The 17,172-nt window shown below is 68.1% G+C and carries 20 protein-coding genes; 12 read left to right on the top strand and 8 right to left on the bottom strand.

Features of this window, described 5'->3' with window-relative positions; genetic code table 11:
* Positions 1 to 172: 172 nt before the first annotated feature.
* From AB0E69_RS38540 to AB0E69_RS38550, 3 genes are read left to right on the top strand one after another with little or no spacing between them, the layout of a single operon-like run.
* Positions 173 to 1,066: an NAD(P)-dependent oxidoreductase gene (locus AB0E69_RS38540; RefSeq protein ID WP_360158449.1), complete on the top strand. Its 894-nt coding sequence runs from the start codon at positions 173 to 175 to the stop codon at positions 1,064 to 1,066.
* Between the two features lie 12 nt (positions 1,067 to 1,078).
* Positions 1,079 to 1,459 (top strand): PPOX class F420-dependent oxidoreductase, encoded by a 381-nt coding sequence (locus tag AB0E69_RS38545; RefSeq protein WP_360158452.1) that lies wholly within the window; start codon positions 1,079 to 1,081, stop codon positions 1,457 to 1,459.
* Positions 1,460 to 1,469: 10 nt separating this feature from the next.
* Positions 1,470 to 1,961, top strand: coding sequence for an ATP-binding protein (locus tag AB0E69_RS38550; RefSeq protein ID WP_360158455.1), 492 nt, complete (start codon positions 1,470 to 1,472; stop codon positions 1,959 to 1,961).
* Between the two features lie 129 nt (positions 1,962 to 2,090).
* On the opposite strand, the gene dusB is transcribed toward AB0E69_RS38550, so the two are convergent.
* The 4 genes from dusB to AB0E69_RS38570 form a co-directional block, all read right to left on the bottom strand.
* Complete coding sequence (dusB, locus tag AB0E69_RS38555; protein ID WP_360158458.1) at positions 2,091 to 3,212, bottom strand: tRNA dihydrouridine synthase DusB; 1,122 nt, start codon at positions 3,210 to 3,212, stop codon at positions 2,091 to 2,093.
* Positions 3,212 to 3,889: a hypothetical protein gene (locus tag AB0E69_RS38560; protein WP_360158461.1), complete on the bottom strand. Its 678-nt coding sequence runs from the start codon at positions 3,887 to 3,889 to the stop codon at positions 3,212 to 3,214. Before AB0E69_RS38560 ends, dusB begins: the two co-directional genes overlap by 1 nt.
* 2 nt (positions 3,890 to 3,891) lie before the next feature.
* The gene (locus AB0E69_RS38565; RefSeq protein WP_360158464.1) at positions 3,892 to 5,277 is read right to left on the bottom strand and encodes a glycine--tRNA ligase; all 1,386 of its coding nucleotides are present in this window, start codon (positions 5,275 to 5,277) and stop codon (positions 3,892 to 3,894) included.
* Positions 5,278 to 5,359: 82 nt separating this feature from the next.
* Positions 5,360 to 5,641: an antibiotic biosynthesis monooxygenase family protein gene (locus tag AB0E69_RS38570; RefSeq protein ID WP_360158467.1), complete on the bottom strand. Its 282-nt coding sequence runs from the start codon at positions 5,639 to 5,641 to the stop codon at positions 5,360 to 5,362.
* Positions 5,642 to 5,674: 33 nt separating this feature from the next.
* Here AB0E69_RS38570 and AB0E69_RS38575 point away from each other — a divergent pair, with 33 nt between their 5' ends.
* A complete protein-coding gene (locus AB0E69_RS38575) occupies positions 5,675 to 5,983 on the top strand; it encodes a DUF6703 family protein (protein ID WP_360158470.1) in 309 nt (102 codons plus the stop codon).
* On the opposite strand, the gene AB0E69_RS38580 is transcribed toward AB0E69_RS38575, so the two are convergent.
* A complete protein-coding gene (locus tag AB0E69_RS38580) occupies positions 5,984 to 6,526 on the bottom strand; it encodes a helix-turn-helix domain-containing protein (protein ID WP_360158473.1) in 543 nt (180 codons plus the stop codon).
* Between the two features lie 99 nt (positions 6,527 to 6,625).
* On the opposite strand from AB0E69_RS38580, the gene AB0E69_RS38585 reads away from it, so the two are divergent.
* A complete protein-coding gene (locus tag AB0E69_RS38585; RefSeq protein WP_360158476.1) occupies positions 6,626 to 7,849 on the top strand; it encodes an FAD-dependent monooxygenase in 1,224 nt (407 codons plus the stop codon).
* On the opposite strand, the gene eboE is transcribed toward AB0E69_RS38585, so the two are convergent.
* Positions 7,826 to 8,977 carry a metabolite traffic protein EboE gene (eboE, locus tag AB0E69_RS38590; protein ID WP_360158479.1) on the bottom strand — a complete coding sequence of 384 codons (1,152 nt, stop codon included), beginning with the start codon at positions 8,975 to 8,977 and terminating at the stop codon, positions 7,826 to 7,828. The genes AB0E69_RS38585 and eboE overlap by 24 nt on opposite strands.
* Before the next feature lie 102 nt (positions 8,978 to 9,079).
* Positions 9,080 to 10,375 (bottom strand): YibE/F family protein, encoded by a 1,296-nt coding sequence (locus AB0E69_RS38595; RefSeq protein WP_360158482.1) that lies wholly within the window; start codon positions 10,373 to 10,375, stop codon positions 9,080 to 9,082.
* A 52-nt stretch (positions 10,376 to 10,427) separates the two neighbouring features.
* Between AB0E69_RS38595 and AB0E69_RS38600 the strand changes: the two genes are divergently transcribed.
* From AB0E69_RS38600 to AB0E69_RS38625, 6 genes are all read left to right on the top strand, one after another.
* Complete coding sequence (locus tag AB0E69_RS38600) at positions 10,428 to 11,372, top strand: metal ABC transporter substrate-binding protein (protein WP_360158485.1); 945 nt, start codon at positions 10,428 to 10,430, stop codon at positions 11,370 to 11,372.
* Entirely contained in the window at positions 11,369 to 12,118 is a 750-nt protein-coding gene (locus tag AB0E69_RS38605; protein ID WP_360158488.1) for a metal ABC transporter ATP-binding protein, read from the top strand. The genes AB0E69_RS38600 and AB0E69_RS38605 overlap by 4 nt, the downstream gene beginning before the upstream one ends.
* Positions 12,115 to 13,119, top strand: coding sequence for a metal ABC transporter permease (locus AB0E69_RS38610; RefSeq protein WP_360158491.1), 1,005 nt, complete (start codon positions 12,115 to 12,117; stop codon positions 13,117 to 13,119). Before AB0E69_RS38605 ends, AB0E69_RS38610 begins: the two co-directional genes overlap by 4 nt.
* A gap of 39 nt (positions 13,120 to 13,158) precedes the next feature.
* On the top strand, positions 13,159 to 13,566 hold the full coding sequence (locus AB0E69_RS38615) for a Fur family transcriptional regulator (protein ID WP_360158494.1): 408 nt from the start codon (positions 13,159 to 13,161) through the stop codon (positions 13,564 to 13,566).
* Positions 13,567 to 13,634: 68 nt separating this feature from the next.
* Complete coding sequence (locus AB0E69_RS38620; protein WP_360158497.1) at positions 13,635 to 14,111, top strand: MerR family transcriptional regulator; 477 nt, start codon at positions 13,635 to 13,637, stop codon at positions 14,109 to 14,111.
* Between the two features lie 109 nt (positions 14,112 to 14,220).
* On the top strand, positions 14,221 to 14,706 hold the full coding sequence (locus tag AB0E69_RS38625; RefSeq protein WP_360158500.1) for a GNAT family N-acetyltransferase: 486 nt from the start codon (positions 14,221 to 14,223) through the stop codon (positions 14,704 to 14,706).
* Here AB0E69_RS38625 and AB0E69_RS38630 read toward each other — a convergent pair.
* Entirely contained in the window at positions 14,692 to 15,639 is a 948-nt protein-coding gene (locus AB0E69_RS38630) for a sigma-70 family RNA polymerase sigma factor (RefSeq protein ID WP_360158503.1), read from the bottom strand. The genes AB0E69_RS38625 and AB0E69_RS38630 overlap by 15 nt on opposite strands.
* Before the next feature lie 137 nt (positions 15,640 to 15,776).
* Here AB0E69_RS38630 and AB0E69_RS38635 point away from each other — a divergent pair, with 137 nt between their 5' ends.
* Positions 15,777 to 17,171 (top strand): MFS transporter, encoded by a 1,395-nt coding sequence (locus AB0E69_RS38635; RefSeq protein WP_360158506.1) that lies wholly within the window; start codon positions 15,777 to 15,779, stop codon positions 17,169 to 17,171.
* The last annotated feature ends 1 nt before the right edge of the window (position 17,172 follow it).

Consider the following 17,172-nt stretch of genomic DNA (forward strand, 5'->3'; position numbering starts at 1 on the left):
CGTGTCACCGTCCGGGGTGAGGTGTTCGGACAGGGAGTCTCCAGCAACTGCATCACGTTCGGCAGTCCGGCGTGGTGTGCGGAGAAAGTCGCGTGTTTGGTAGGGGTCTGGTCAACAGATTGTGCGTGATTCGTTCAAGCGGGGGTGTGGGGGTGGGGCCTAGGTTCGCTGCATGATTCTTGTGACCGGTGGGCTGGGGATGATCGGGGCGCATACCGCGCGGGCGCTGGCGGAGCTGGGCGAGCAGGTGGTCGTCACGTCGTACCGGCAGACCGACGTACCTTCGTTCTTCGATGGGACCTCCGTCGCGGTGGAGCAGCTGGACGTCACCGACCGGGAGGCGTTCCTTGCCATGGGCAAGGGTCGGGAGATTGCGGCGATCGTGCATCTGGCGGGGAGCATTCCCGGCGACGATCCGGTCTCGTACTTCCGCCACGACACGACCGGACTGCTGAACGCGCTGGACGCCGCGCGGGCCTGGGGAGTACGGCGGTTTGCCGTCGCCAGCAGCATCGGCGTGTACATCGGGCAGGACGAATCCCCTTGGCACGAAGGGCTCGCGCTCCCGACCGCCGACCTCCCGCACCACATCGTCGCGTTCAAGAAGGCCGTCGAGCCGCTGACCACGCACAGCCTCGCCGGTACCGGCGTCCAACCGGTCGTGCTCCGCATCGGCTCGACGTGGGGTCCGCTAATGGACCCCGAATCGATCTTCAGCCCGATCCCGCCGTTCGTCTCCGCCGTACTCCGCGGCGAGTCGCCTGCCTTGACGCTGACCGCGGACGGTGGCGGCGACTGGTGCTACGCCCCTGACATGGGTCGCGCGATCGCCCTCCTCGTCACCGCGCAGACGTTGAACCACCGCACGTACAACGTCTCCAGCGGCCGGCCGTTCACCAACCGCGAGCTGGCCGACGCCCTGAACCAGCCCGTAGTCCCCGGCGGCCAACTGGAGCCGTTCTTGGACATCACCCGCCTCACCGCGGACACCGGCTTCACCCCGGCCTTCACCCTCACCGAGGCGGTGGCCGACTACCTCGCCTGGCGCAAGACCAACCCCCGCTGAGAGGACTCGCTCATGCTCGACCCAGCCATCCGCCAAGTCCTGGACGGCCCCGCCTACGCCCACCTCGCCACGGTCCTGCCCGACGGCTCCCCGCACAGCACACCCGTGTACGCCGGCACCCGCGGCGACCACATCGTCTTCTTCACCGGCCCGACGATGCGCAAGGCCCGCAACCTCCGCCGCGATCCCCGCCTCGCCCTCTCCATCGTCCCCGCCGACAACCCGTTCCAGCCGATCGCCATCCGCGGCCGCGTCGTCGACTGGCTCGAAGGCGACGAGGCCTGGGAAATCATCGACGCCCTGGTCGCGAAGTACATCGACCTCAAGTACCCCCGAGACCACGAACGCCAGGTCCTGGTCGTCGAACCCACCCACCAGAAGGTCGGTATGTAACCTTTGGTCGATGACGCTCCTGGTGCTGATGTGCGGCACGTCGTTCTCGGGAAAGAGCACGGTAGCGCGCGAGCTCGCCGCGCGCCTGTCGGCGACGATCGTGAGCCTGGACGAGATCAACGAGCGCCGCGGATTGTGGGGCGGGGACGGGATCCCGGTCGAGGAATGGCAGCGGACCCACACCCTGGCCGTCGCCGAAGTGCGCGACCTGTTGGCGACAGGCACCGCGGTGATCGTCGACGACACCAGCTCACCCCGCTTCCTGCGCGACGCCTGGCGCGCATTGGCCACGCAAACAGGAGCCCGATTCGTGCTGCTGTACGTCGAGGTAGACCACACAACGATCCGCCAACGACACGCGAACAACCGCCACGCCCCACACCGCCAAGACGTGTCCGACGCAGTACTAGACCAACACCTCACCGACTTCGAACCACCAACACCCGACGAAAACGCCGTACGAATCACGTCCCTCGCCGACCTCCAGCACCTACCCGTCTGACTGCATGAGGGGTTAACCCCTGGAGTTGAGCCTTCTCCCCTTGCACACCATCGGAGAACCCTCAACTCAAGGGGTTATCCCCTCGTGCGGGAGCTCCGGGTCTGAGGGGTGTCCGCCGCGGTGGGGCTGTTAGCCGCCGGAGATGCCTAGTTCGGCGGCGGTTAGGTCTGTGGTTAGGCCGTCGGTGTCGTTCAGCCAGCCTTCGGGGAGGACTACGTGGTTCCGGGGGCTGCCTTGGCGGCCTCGGGGGGCGCCTAGTTCGGCGACCGGGAAGGGGACGGTGGGGTCCAGTTGGGCTAGCAGGTCGTCCAGGTGGGCCAGGGAGTCGACCATGCCGAGGGCGGCGCGGAGTTCGCCGCCGGCGGGGAAGCCTTTGAGGTACCAGGGGACGTGTTTGCGGAAGTCGCGGAGGCCGCGCTGCTCCCCCATCAGGTCGGCGAGGAGTTCACCGTGGCGGCGCATGACGACCGCTACCTCACCCAAGGTGGGGAGGTTGAGGGCTTCGGCGCCGGCGAAGGCTGCGGCCAGGTCGCGGAAGAGCCAGGGGCGGCCCAGGCAGCCGCGGCCGACGATCACGCCGGCGCAGCCGGTTTCGGCGACCATCCGGAGCGCGTCGCCGGCTTCCCAGATGTCACCGTTGCCGAGGACCGGGATGTCCACGTGCTCGACCAGCTCGGCGATCTTCGTCCAGTCCGCCTGGCCGGAGTACGCCTGCGCCGCCGTCCGCCCGTGCAGCCCGATCGCGGCCGCGCCGGAGTCGGCAGCGATCCGCCCGGCGTCGAGGTAGGTCTGGTGGTCGGCGTCGATCCCGATCCGCGTCTTCATCGTCACAGGTACGCCGTACGGCGTCGCCGCATGTACCGCGGACCGCAGGATCGCGCCGAGCAGGTTCCGCTTCCACGGCAGCGCAGCGCCACCGCCCTTGCGCGTCACCTTCGGCACCGGGCAGCCGAAGTTCAGATCGATATGGGCGACACCGTAGGAGTCACAGAGGATCTGCACCGCCCGCCCGATGTACGTCGGGTCCACGCCGTACAGCTGCACCGAGCGCACGGTCTCGCTGTCAGCGAACGTCAGCATGTCCAACGACTTCTGGTCGCCCTCGACGATGCCGCGGGAGGTGATCATCTCGCAGACGTACAGCCCGGCGCCCTGCTCGGCGCACAGCTGCCGGTACGCCGCGTTCGTGATGCCGGCCATCGGCGCCAGCACCACCGGCGTCTCGATCGTGAGCCCACCCAGCCGCAGCATCAGGCCTTCGCCACCAGCACCTGGCCGTTGCCGGAGACCTGCGCCTTGTACGGCTGGACCGCGTTCGCCGTCGTCGTCACGTCGCAGCCGATCGGCTCGCCGGAATGTTTGACCACGGCAACATCATCCATCGTGCAGGTCACCTTCGCCGCATCCGTGACGGAGCGCTGGACGGCGTCGACCACCTTCGCCCGGACGATCGCCACCGAGTCCGACGTGAACTTGTACGACGCGGAGTACTGCTTCGCGTCGACCGTCAACGTGCCGCTGTACGACTTCCCGGCGTACGTCACCGTGCACTTGAGCTCGTGGTGGCCGGCCGTCTCGACCTTGTCGATCCCCGGGCAGTTGACCGTGGTGGTCGCCGCCTTGCCGGCCGCGATCTGCGCCTGCTTGGAGATCGCAAAACGGATCCGCGACGCCAGCGGAGCATCGTCGGCAGGTGCTCCGGTGACCTTGGGCGTCGGCCACGGCTTCGACGGTGTGGGCAGCGGAGTCAGCGACGGCGTCGACGCGGTCGGGATCGGAGCGCTGGTCGTAGGCGGCGTGCTGCCGGAAGACGGGGACGTGCCCGCCGAAGGCTTGCTGTCCGAGCACGCCGACAGCAGAAACACCGCCAGCGCCGACACCCCGAAAACAGCCAGCCCGAAGCGAATCCGCTCCCGCGTCAGGAACATCGTCAGCAACCCACCAGGTGCTGTGCGAGGTAGCCGGTCACCTCGGACAGCGCGACCCGCTCCTGCTTCATCGAGTCGCGCTCGCGGATCGTCACCGCGTTGTCCTCGAGGGTGTCGAAGTCGACGGTGATGCAGTACGGCGTCCCGATCTCGTCCTGCCGGCGGTACCGGCGGCCGATCGCGCCCGCGTCGTCGAAGTCGACGTTCCAGTTCTGGCGCAGCTCGCCGGCCAGGTCGCGCGCCTTCGGCGAGAGGTCGGCATTGCGGGACAGCGGGAGCACGGCGGCCTTGACCGGGGCCAGCCGCGGGTCGAAGCGCAGCACCGTCCGCTTGTCCACGCCGCCCTTGGCGTTCGGCGCCTCGTCCTCGGTGTACGCATCGAGCAGGAACGCGAGCACGTTGCGGGTCAGGCCGGCCGCCGGCTCGATCACGTACGGCGTCCAGCGCTCACCCTTCTCCTGGTCGAAGTACGACAGGTCGGCGCCGGAGTGCTTGGAATGCGTGGTCAGATCAAAGTCGGTGCGGTTCGCGATGCCCTCGAGCTCGTCGAACTCCTTGCCGCCGAAGTTGAACTTGTACTCGATGTCGACGGTGCGCTTCGAGTAGTGGCTCAGCTTCTCCTTCGGGTGCTCGTAGCGGCGCATGTTGTCCGGGTTCAGGCCGAGGCCGACGTACCAGTCCCAGCGGGCCTTCAGCCAGTACTCGTGCCACTCCTCGTCCGACCCGGGCTCGACGAAGAACTCCATCTCCATCTGCTCGAACTCGCGGGTCCGGAAGATGAAGTTGCCCGGGGTGATCTCGTTGCGGAAGCTCTTGCCGACCTGGGCGATGCCGAACGGCGGCTTCTTCCGGGCGGTGCCCATCACGTTCGCGAAGTTGATGAAGATGCCCTGCGCGGTCTCCGGGCGGAGGTAGTGCAGGCCCTCCTCGGACTCGACCGGGCCGAGGTAGGTCTTGAGCAGGCCGTTGAACATCCGCGGCTCGGTGAAGGTGCCCTTGTTCCCGCAGTTCGGGCAGGCGATCTCAGCCAGCTTGACGTCGTCGGCGTCCTTGTTCTTCCGCCGGGCGTAGTCCTCGCGCAGGTGATCGTCACGGAACCGTTTGTGGCAGGACTGGCACTCGGTCAGCGGGTCGACGAACTCGGACAGGTGGCCGGAGGCCTCCCAGACCTTGGTCGGCAGGATCACCGAGGAGTCCAGGCCGACGATGTCGTCCCGGCTGGTCACCATCGCGCGCCACCACTGGGTGCGGATGTTGTTCTTCAGCTCGACGCCGAGCGGTCCGTAGTCCCAGGCCGACTTGGTACCGCCGTAGATCTCGCCGCACGGGTACACGAAGCCTCTCCGCTTGCTGAGGCTGACGACGGCATCGACGGTTTCCACGGGCACTTTTGGACTCCAGAAAGCGGGCACAGTTCGGGTACGGAAGAGACCAGGCTATCGGTCCAGGGCGGCACCCATCGAATCGATCCTAGAGCGGCAGCACTTCGTACGCCGTCGGCTCGTCGATTGCCTGCGACAGCAGCGGTACGGCGGTCAACTTCACGTCGTACGGCGACAGCGCCCGCCGGTACGACCCGATGTTCTCGAACTCCAGGTACAAGGCCACCAACTCAGGGTCATCGACGTTCCACCCCAACCGAGCCCCCACGAACCCCTTCTGCCGCGCCAGCACCTCGACCGCACCCCGGGCCCGCTCCCCGAACTCCGCCTGCTCGGCCTCCGGCACCCGGAACCTGATCACCACGAACACGAGCCATACCTTAGGACCTGGAACAATGGGCTCATGAGTTCCCCCAGTAGTCAGCCGGTGAGTTCGTTGCGGCAGCGGTTGACCAAGGCCAGTTACCCGTATGTGGCCAAGCTGCATGCGGCGCCGAAGTTGACGTTGCCGGGGATCACTTTGGTGCTGGCACTGGCCGGGGTCTTCGCCCCGGTGGTGGTGGGGGTGCCGGCGTTGCTGTTGCTGGCGTTGCTGCTGGGGTGGTTGGCGTTCCTGAGCTGGCCGGCGGTGACGACCGGGCCCAAGTTCCTGCGGATCTTCTCGATCCTGGTGATCCTGCTGTTCGCCGTGTCTCGAATCGCCAACGGCTGATCAGCCGCGGCCCAGGCTGTCGTAGGCGGCCGCGACGGCCAGCTCCCGGAGCTCAGCTTCGGGGACGTCGTCGAACATGACCGCGCAGTCGGACAGCCCGCCCAGGGAGACCATCCCGCGGATCCGTTCGTCGATCGACGGCTGGTGGCCGATCAGCAGGACCGTCACGCGCCCGCGCCACTCCATGAACCGGCCGGCCAGCTTGAGCTCGGTCAGTACGGCGAGGTCGCGAATCATCAGCTGGATCAGCCGGCGGTGCTTGTAGGCGAGATCGAAGTACGAGCCCAACAGCTCGCGCGGATCGAGCGGGGCAGCCGCCTCCTGCGCCGCGGCGTACGCCTCGAAGTCCTCGATCATCGGCTGGACCAGGCTGTTCAGCAGGTCCTCGCGGGACGCGAAGTGGTAGTAGAGCGCGGGCTTGGTGACGCCGAGCCGCTCGGCGATGTCGCGCAGGCTGGTCTCCTTCACCCCGCGCACGCCGAACAGCTCGAGCGCGGCCTGCTGGATCCGCGCCCGGGTGTCACCGGTCCGTTGTCTCGGCATACCCCGGAGTTTAACTGACCTTCCGGTAAGTAAACCGTTGACAACACCGCGGCGATTTGCTTACCTTCCGTTAAGTAAACGAATCCCAGGGAGCGTCGGATGAAGGTCCTGATCTCCGGTGCGAGCGTGGCCGGTCCCGTGCTCGCCTACTGGCTGCACCGCTACGGCTTCGAGCCGACAGTCGTCGAGCGCACCCCGGCGATGCGGCACGGGCTCGGCGGGCACGCCGTCGACCTGTTCGGCTCGGCGGCCGAGGTGACCCGTCGGATGGGTCGCTGGGACGCGATCGAGGCGGCCCGCACCCGGCTCGACGCGATGACGATCGAGCGCTTCGGCAAGCCGCCGGTCGAGGTCGACCTGAGCCGGATGTACGCCGGTATCTCCGACAGCCACGTGGAGATCCTCCGCGGCGAGCTCACCAAGGTCCTGTACGACGCCACGCGCGACCGCACGGAGTACCTGTTCGGCGACTCGATCGCCGCGCTGGACGACGACGGCAACGGTGTCGACGTGACGTTCGACTCCGGGACCGAACGCCGCTTCGACCTCGTCATCGGCGCGGACGGCCTGCACTCCAACGTCCGTCGACTCACCTTCGGCCCGGAGGAGCCGCTGCGCCGGTTCCTCGGCGGGTACCTTGCGGTGTTCTCGATGCCGGACGTGTTCGACACCGGGAACCGCACGCTCGCGCACCTCTCGGTCGGCGCGCTGGTCGGGGTCTACGGCGTCCGTCAGACCGGGCAGACCCGTGCCGGGTTCTTCTTCCGCTCGCCCGAACTGCGGTACGACTACCACGACCGCGCCGAGCAGAAGGCTCTGCTCCACAAGCGATTCAGGAACTACGGATGGAAGGTGCCGCAGCTCCTGGAGCACCTGGATGCGGCGGAGGATTTCTACTTCGACGGAATCGCCCAGATCACCCTGGACCATTGGCAGAGCGGGCGGATCGGACTGGTCGGCGATGCCGGGTTCTGCCCCGGGCCGGCGGTGGGAGGCGGTACGAGTCTGGCTGTGGTGACGGCGTACATCTTGGCCGGAGAGCTAGCGGCAGCCCGCAGCGACCTACCGTCCGGACTCAAGAACTACGAGCGGATGATCAGGCCACTGGTGCACCGCAGCCTCGGCATCGGTCCGAAGCTGATGGCGACGATCATCCCCGGGACACCGCTGGCTCTGCGCCTCATGCCCTGGGCCGCAGCGACGCTGCCCAAGCTGCCCACGTCGGTCCAGCGCTTCATCTGGACGCAGAACTCGGTCGGCAAGGCATTCACGTCCGTCCAGCTCCCCGACTACTCCGACCTAGTGCACCTCACGCAGCCCTAGGTCGGTCAGCTGGTCACGCAGCCACCCCAGCTCTCCGGCGATCCGTTTCGCCAACTGTTGCTGGGTTCTGGGCGCATCCGGCCACGCATAGACCTCTGACTCCAGATGGTGGGTCAGCGGATGCCCACCACCGACCAGCCTGCTCAGACAGTCCGTCAGTACGGCGGTAGTCGAGCTCAGCGGACCAGGTGGCGCCTCGTGAGCCGGCAGGTGCGCGTGCATCCGCCAGGCCGCGTGGCCGGACAGCTCATAGGCCTGCTCCACGTCGTCCACGCCCGGCCCACCCCACTCACGCACCTGCCGCAGGTACTTCGGTGTGCCGAGCTGGCCGAGCACGTACCGCCCAGCCAGGTCCCCGGGGTCCACCAGCGTCGGCGCAACGGACAGCTGCGCCTTCACCACATCAACCCCTGCTCGCCACAGCGCCTCGAACGAGTCAGCCGGTTCTTCGAACTGCACACCCAGGTGGCAAGCGTCCAGCCCGAGCCCGATCCGCGACGCACCACCGTCCGGGCTGGAGTACCGCTCCAGCCACGCAGCGGCCTGCCCGATCATCTCCAGCACACAGCCCGGCTCTGGCTCGACAGCAAGCCGGATCGTCCGACCGGTCCGGTTCTCGGTTCGCTCCAGGTGTTGCTCGACTCGGTCGAACGCCTCCCGCGCGGCCCGGTTGCGCACCCGCGACCACGGGGCCCGCCAGGCGAGCGGCACGGTCGACACCGAGCCGTACGCCGAATCCGTCGGCAGCAACTCGGCCAGCACGTCGACCAGGTCCAGCGTGTACCGCAGCCGCTCGGGCTCGGTCCAGTCCGGGCAGAACAGCTTGGTGCCGACGACCTTGTCCGTGAACGCCGAGTGCGCGATGCCGTTCAGGCTGACGACCTCGAGCCGGTTCTTGTGCAGCGACCGGCGCAGCTTGTTCAGCGCCACCGGCGAGTTGGCCAACCGGTCGGCGAGCGGGCTCGCGAACCACAGCCCGACCCCGAGTTTCGGTACGCCGAGCTCCGCGCGGACCAGGCCCGCGCAGCCGTCGAGCCCGGCGATCACCCCGTCGAGCTCCGCGGCCGGGTGCACGGTCGCGCAGTACCCCAAATGGACGGTCGAACCGTCCCGATGACGGAACCTCATCCTCTCTCCTCACCCCGTACGGCCACCGAAGGTAATCGTGGGCGGACTCTCCGTGACCTACTTGCACTCTAGGAGGCCAACGGCTCGGGTGGAAGGGCTGCCCTACAGGTGTTCGGCCTCGGCCACGAGGTCGCGCGACCGGTCCGCGACAGCCATCGCGGCCAGCGCGGTCGTGAGCGGTACGGCGGCGATGATGCCGAGACTGCCGACGAGTCCGCGGACGACCTCGATCGCGACCGCCTCGGTGGAGATGACGGACAGCCCGGGCAGGTCCTGGATCGCGAACACGATCAGCACCGGCATCGCGGCCCCGGCGTACGCGAGGACCAGAGTGTTCACGACCGAGGCGACGTGTGTGCGCCCGATCCGCAGTCCCGCGGCCAGCAGTTCGCGCCGGCTCGCTCCCGGGTTGGCGGCGGACAGCTCCCACACCGCGGCCGCCTGCGTCACCGTCACGTCGTCCAGCACCCCGAGCGCACCGATCACCATCCCGGCCACCAGCAGACCGGTCAGACTCAGGTTCGGCGCGAACGACTTGGCCTGGGACGCGCCCTCGGCCGCGAGCCCGCTCAGCATCGAGAACTTGGTGAAGAACCACCCGAGCAGCACAGTCAGCCCGAGCGCGGCGATCGTCCCGGCCAGCGCGATCGACGACTCGGCGTTGATCCCGTGCGTCAGGAACACCGCGATCGTCATGATCACCGCTCCCCCGACCACCGCCACCACCAGCGGGTTCGACCCCTTGAGGATCGCCGGCAGGATGAACTGGGTCAGCATCACCGCCGTCACCGCGAGCGCGATCAGCGCCGCGAATCCGCGCCACCGGGACAGTGCGACGACCGCGATCGCGAAGATCACCGCGAGAATCAGCAGCGGCTTGGTCCGGTCGTGGTCGACGTACTGGTACTTCTGGTCCAGCGGTGCGCCGTCCTGCACCCCGAGCATCACCGTCTGGCCGACCTTGATCGGGAATGTGGTGCCTGCGGCCGTCGGCACCTGGACCGGGACCGCCTTCCCCTTGTCCGGCCCGTTGTCCAGCTTCACCGTCGCCAGGTCGCACTTGTCCTTCGGGTCCGGGCAGACCTTCATCGCGGTGACCTCACCCCGCGCGGTGTTCGTCTGGTACGACGTGACCTTCACGCCGCCGCCCGGCCAGAGCACGATCATCATCACGACGGCGGCCGTGATCAGTGGGATCAGGACCGCGGCGACCACGATCCGGACGCGCCGGGCGACGATCGCGTCCGAGTTCACCACCGAGGTGTCGACCACATGGTCCCCGTGACCGTGCCCGTGACCATGCCCGTGACCCTGCGGAATTTCCAGCGTGCGGCGGCGGTTGCCCCGGGTGGTGGCACGGTGGTCTGCGCGCCGGCGCCCGACGTTGCGGCTGGCCATCGGTGAACTCCCTGTTTTGACAATCATCTCCAGTTAAATGAAAATGATTGTCATGAGATCTGGTCTTCGAGCTGTCGTCGCCGGCGTCGCTGCCCTGGCCGCCCTCACCGTGGCCGGCTGTGCTGGTCCGGCGGGCGCTGAGGGTGACGGCAAGCTCGACGTCGTCACTTCGTTCTACCCGCTCGAGTTCATCGCCCGCTCAGTGGGGGGCGACGCGGTGAACGTGACCACGCTGACCGCGCCCGGTGTCGAGCCGCACGACCTGGAGCTGACACCGAAGCAGGTCGGGTCGATCGCGAGCGCGAAGCTGGTCGTCTACGAGAAGAACCTGCAGCCGGCCGTCGACGAGGCCGTCGAGCAGAACGCGAAGGACGCCGCCTTCGACGTCGCCCCGGCCGCGAAGCTCGAGGCCACCGGCGCCGACTTCGAGGAGCACGAGCCCGGCGCCGCGGCCCCGGCCGCACACAAGGACGACGCGCTCGACCCGCACTTCTGGCTGGACCCGGTCCGGTACGGCGATGTCGTCAAGGCGGTCGAGGAGAAGCTGGCGGCGGTGGACAGCGCCAACGCCACGGCGTACCACGAGCGGGCCAAGATGCTGCTGGACCAGATCGGCAAGCTCGACACGGAGTACAAGACCGGTCTGGCCGACTGCAAACTCAAGACCTTCGTGACGAGTCACGAGGCGTTCGCCTACCTGGCGAAGCGATACGGTCTGACGATGATCGGCATCGCCGGGTTCGCGCCGGACGCGGAGCCGTCCCCGGCGCGGATCAAGGAGGTGCAGGACATCGTGCGGGCCCAGCACGTGACGACCATCTTCTCCGAGGAGCTGGTCAGTCCGAAGGTGGCCGACACGATCGCCCACGACGTCGGCGTACGGACCGCCGTACTCAGCCCGATCGAGGGCCTGTCCGACGCCAACTCGAAGGAAACGTACCTGACGCTCATGCAGACCAACCTGCAGGAGCTGCGGAAGGCGAACGGCTGCTCGTGACTTCTCCAGACGCCAACGCCGTCCAGGTCGCCGATCTCTCGGTCGACCTGGGCGGTCGGCTCGTGCTGCGGGGTATCGACCTCAGGGTCCGCCAGGGCGAGGTGGTGGCCGTTCTCGGCACCAACGGCTCCGGCAAGTCCACACTGATCCGCACCATCGTCGGACTGCTCCCGGCGGCCCGCGGCGAGGTCCGCCTGTTCGGTACGCCGGTCCCCCGCTTCCGCCAGTGGCGCCGCGTCGGGTACGTGCCGCAGCGCATTACCGCGGCCGGCGGCGTACCGGCAACTGTGTATGAGGTGGTGTCGTCCGGGCTGCTGTCCAAGCGGCGGCTCTTCGGGCCACTAGGGGCCGCCGGCAAGGAGGCGATCGAGCAGGCGCTGTCGGTCGTCGACATGGCCGACCGGCGCAAGGACGCGGTCGCTGAGCTGTCCGGTGGGCAGCAGCAGCGAGTGCTGATCGCCCGCGCCCTGGTGTCCGACCCCGACCTGCTCATCCTGGACGAGCCGACCGCTGGTGTGGACCTGGCCAGCCAGCAGATCTTCGCCGACGCGATCCGGGAGCGGGTCGAGCGCGGTACGACGGTGATGATGGTGAGCCACGACCTCGGACCGATGGATGCCCTGATCGACCGCTCGGTGGTGATGCGCCGCGGCCGCATCGTGTACGACGGACCGCCGCATGCCTCGCAGACGCACGCACATGTCCACCACTCGCACCAGGACGACGAGCCGGGGTGGCTGTCATGACCATGTTCGAGCTGGCCTTCATGCAGCGGGCACTGATCGCCGGACTGCTCACTGGCCTCTCCGCACCGGCGATCGGGACCTATCTGGTGCAGCGGCGGCTATCACTGATGGGTGACGGCATCGGTCACATCGCCATCACTGGCGTGGCACTCGGTCTGCTCACTGGCACCGCGCCGGTGCTCACCGCAGTGCTCGTGTCCATTGCCGGAGCGACCGCCATCGAGCTGGTCCGCGCGCGCGGCAAGGCCACTGGGGACGTAGCGCTGGCCCTGCTCTTCTACGGCGGTATCGCTGGTGGTGTCCTGCTCATCGGCCTAGCTGGTCAGGGTGCGGCGACGCTGAACACCTACCTGTTCGGCTCGCTCACCACTGTGTCGCAGAGCGACCTGTACGTCGTGGTTGGTCTTGCTGTCACGGTTCTGGTGATTGCGATCGGGCTAGGCCCGCAGCTGTTCGCGGTGTGCCAGGACGAGGAGTTCGCTCGTACGACGGGACTCCGGGTGCAGCTGCTCAACCTGCTCATCGCGGTGATGGCTGCGGTCACCGTGACCGTGGCGATGCGGACTGTCGGCCTGCTGCTGGTCAGTGCGCTCATGGTGGTCCCGGTCGCGACGGCGCAGCAGGTGACGCGGTCGTTCCGCAGTACGTTCGTCACGGCGTGCGTGATCGGTGTCGTGGCCTGCCTGGCCGGGATCGTGACGTCGTACAACGCCAACGTCGCTCCCGGCGCGACGATCGTCGTGTTGGCGCTGGCCGGGTTCGTGGTGGCGGCGACGGTCGGCACGGTACTGAGGCGGCGGTCCGGACGGATGCGGCCGCTCGCGGACGAGGAGCCGGAGATCGGCGTACCCGCACCGGAGCCACATGTGGTCAGCGCGGGCCACCCGCACGCCCACAGCCAGGCTTGCGGCCACAAGAAGGTCGACCACGGCGACCATGTCGACTACGTCCACGACGGTCATCTGCATGCCGCGCACGGCGACCATTGGGACGAGCACTAGCTTGCTGACTTCTGAGAGACTTGAGGGGTGGTGGAGGAGATGACAGGAGACAAGGTGGCGATCGGGACCCGTTCGACGCGGCAGCGTGCGGCGGTGGCGTCCGCGCTGGACAAGGTCGACGACTTCCGGACCGCGCAGGAGCTGCACCAGGAGCTCCGGACCGCCGGCGAGAACGTCGGCCTGACCACCGTCTACCGGACCCTCCAGGCGCTCGCAGACTCGCGGGAGGTCGACGTACTGCGGACGGCCGACGGCGAGACGGCGTACCGGCGCTGCTCGAAAGGTCACCACCACCACCTGGTCTGCCGTAGCTGCGGCCGCACCGTCGAGGTCGAAGGCCCGGCCGTCGAGCGCTGGGCCGACAAGGTCGCCGCCGAGCACGGCTACACCGACATCAGCCACACGCTGGAGATCTTCGGCACCTGCCAGGACTGCCGGCGCTCGTAGCCTGGAGCGACTGCGTGGCCCAGGTCACAGTTGCCTTCGAGTGCGCTCCAAGGCGTACGGTCGACGACATGAACCAGGTCCTGACCGCACCGACCCGGACGCAGGCCGTCCTGGAGCACTACCGGGAGCCCGAGCCGATCGATCCGGAGCTGTCCTTCCTGCTGGAGCTCCCGGAGGACCTGCCGGAGCAGCTGTCCATCGCCGAGGCTGCCGAGCTCACCGGTCTCACCGCGCACACGCTGCGGTACTACGAACGGATCGGCCTGGTCGGCGTCAAGCGCGACGACTCCGGCTACCGCAGCTACGACCCGCAGGCGATGGCCCGGATCCAGTTCATCAGCCGGCTGCGGGCATCCGGTATGCCGGTCGCGATGATCAGCCACTACGTCGACCTGGTCGACCAGGGCAAGGACACCGAACCGGAGCGGCTCGCGCTCATGCAGGAGCACCGCGACCGGATCCAGAAGCAGCTCCGCGAGCTGCAGCTCGCGCTCGCCGTCACGGACTACAAGATCGCCGTGTACGGCGGCAGCGCCACCCCGTAACCACTTCGCCGGGGAGACCGTCGCACGGTAAACTGTTCCGCAGTAAGCCTTCCGCTGTCCGCGGGAGGCTTTTCTGCGTTTCAGGGGCAGAACAAGTGAGGAGATCCGCGTGTTCGTACGTCGTGTGGAGCCGTCCGACCGGGCTTTGATGGAGCGGTTGTGGCTGCTCTTCCGTCATGACCTGTCCGAGTTCCAAGGCCAGCTGCCGGCCGCGGACGGGACCTACCGGTCGGAGTGGCTGGAGAAGGTGCTCACCGGGGATCCGGAGTGGGCGGGGTACCTGATCTGGACCGGTGAGAACCCGGTCGGCTTCTGCTTCATGCGTGCACTGCAGCAGCCGGTGCATGTGCTGAACGCGTTCTTCCTGGTCCGTCCGGTGCGTCGGCAGGGCATCGGTCTGGCAGCGGTCCAGGAGGTGCTGAGCCACCACCCCGGGCCGTGCGAGGTCGCCTTTCAGGCCAACAACGCGATCGCTGTCAGCTTCTGGCGGCGGGTCGGCGCGGCGATGTCGGGCGACGCGTGGAAGGAGGAGCTGCGGCCGATCCCCGGGAAGCCGGACGCGCCGTCGGACAGCTGGATCTCATTCGAGGTCTAACGGCAGCCCGAAGTACTCGAAGAGGCTCTGGTCGAAGAACGTGATGTTGTGGGTGATCCCGGCCTTCCCGACGGTGAACACCTGCAGCGTGTGGGCGTGATACCGCCCGTCGTCGGCGCGCGCGTAGGCGCCGACGGCGGGCTGGTCGTTGGCGGCGGTGGGGAGCATCCGCCAGGCCGGGCCGCGGATCGCGTAGACCCGCTCGATGAATTCGCCGTACGCGTCCCGCCCGACGAACCACAGCGGCGCCGGGGGCATCTCCAGCACGACCCGCTCGGCCAGCAACCTGCTGAGCCCCTGTACGTCGGCCGCCTCGAACGCCCGCACGTAGTCGTCGACGATCGCCTTGATCTCTTTGTCGGTGGGCTCGTCGACGTCGTCCTCCTTGACATCAATCTCGGCCAGGCGTGCGCGGGCACGCTGCAGCGCACTGTTCACCGACGCCGGCGTGGTCTCCAGCGCCTCCGCGACGTCGGCGGCCGACCAGTCCAGGACATCCCGCAGTACCAGCACCGCCCGTTGCCGAGCGGGCAGGTACTGCATCGCGGCAACCAGCGCGAGCCGCAGACTCCCCCGTGCCGCCAGCGCCGCCGCCGGATCGCCGGTCGTCGGGAACGGCTGCAGCCACGGCACGTCCAGCGCCAGCTCGATCGGAACCTGGGTGTCGGTCGTAGGCGCTACCAGGCCTGACGGCAACGCGCGTCGTCCGCGGCCTTTCAGTGCGGTGAGGCAGGCATTGGTCGCAATCCGGTACAGCCAGGTCCGGAGGGAGGCGCGCTCCGCGTCGTACCTGTCGATCGCACGCCATGCCCTCAGGAAGGTCTCCTGGACCAGATCTTCCGCATCGTGCACCGATCCGAGCATCCGGTAGCAGTGTGCCAGCAACTCACGCCGGTACGGCGCCACCTGCTGGTCGAAGTCGTCACGGTCCACGGCGCGAGCCTCCCACTGTTCGGGGTCTGTGCAGGTACGTACCGCGCGGCGGCCGGAAAGTCATCGCTCCGCCGGCGATGAATCTGTCGGCGGCGCCAGGTACATACCCACGTCCCGAGCTGACGAAGGAGACCCCGATGACCACTGCGATGACCCCTGCGATGACCGACCGGCCGGCGCAGGTAGCTCGACGCGGGCTGATGCTGGCCGTGTTGCTGATCGGCCAGTTCATGGCGCTGCTGGACACCTCCGTCGTGAATGTCGCGATGCCGACCATCGGCACCGACCTGCACGCCTCCGGCGCCTGGCTACAACTGGTCGTCGGCGGCTACATGGTGGCGTACGCCATGACACTGATCACCGGGGCCCGGCTCGGCGACCTCTACGGCCGCCGCCGGATGTATCTGATCGGTGTGGTGCTGTTCACGCTTGCGTCGCTCGCCTGCGGCCTGGCGCCGGCGATCCTGCCGCTGGTGATCTGCCGCTTCGGCCAAGGCATCGCGGCGGCGGTGATGGTGCCTCAGATCATCAGCGTGATCCAGACCCACTTCGCCGGCCCGGCCCGCGCCAAGGCCCTGTCCGCGTACGGCGCGACGCTGTCCGCCGGCCAGGTGGCCGGCCTCGTCCTGGGCGGTCTCCTCGTCGGCGCAAACCTGTTCGGAACCCACTGGCGCCCGGTCTTCCTGATCAACGTCCCCGTTGGTATCTGTCTCGCGGTACTGGTCCCGCGACTGGTGCCGGCAGACCGGCCGACGGGTACGCGTCGTCTCGACCTCACCGGGCTGGTGCTGTCGACCTGCGCCGTACTCCTCATCGTGCTGCCGATGGTGATCGGGCACGAGCTCGGTTGGCCGCGCTGGACCTTCGGCTGCTTCGCCGCAGGTCTGGTTGTCGCGGTGGTCTTCGTCCGGGTCGAGCGCCGGCTCGCCGACCGCGGCGGCGACCCGCTGCTCAACCTCGACGTACTGCGCGCTCGCGGCCTGGCGGCGGGCATCACGACGCTCGCGTGCACGCTGCTGGCCGTCGGCGGGTTCATGTTCGCCTTCACCCTGCATCTGCAGGCCGGTCTCGGCGAATCCGCTCTGCACGCCGGCCTGACCTGGCTCCCCTTCGCCACGACGTTCGGCCTGGTCGGGTACTTCTGGCGGGCTCTCCCGAGCCGGATGCATCACCTGGTCGTTCCCACCGGCCTTGCTCTTTGCACCCTCGGCTACGCCGGCATCGGGCTCACTGAGCTGGGCGCGGGTTCGCTCCTGTGGCCGGCGCTGGTAGTCGCCGGCGCAGGCATGGGCCTGTCCGCAAGCCCACTCGTCACCCAGGCGCTGACCCACGTCCCCTTGACCAGAGCAGCCGACGCGAGCGGCATCCTCACCACCACGATCCAACTGAGCCAGGTCGGCGGCGTGACAGTCTTCGGAACCCTGTTCCTGTCCTTGCAGTCCGACGCACTCATGACGACGTGTTGGTCCCTCGCCCTCGTGTGCGCGATCGGCATCGTCGCGGGCGGATTCCTGGCCCGTAGCCTCCGCTGAC

The organism is Kribbella sp. NPDC026611 (genome assembly GCF_040638345.1).
GTDB lineage: Bacteria > Actinomycetota > Actinomycetes > Propionibacteriales > Kribbellaceae > Kribbella.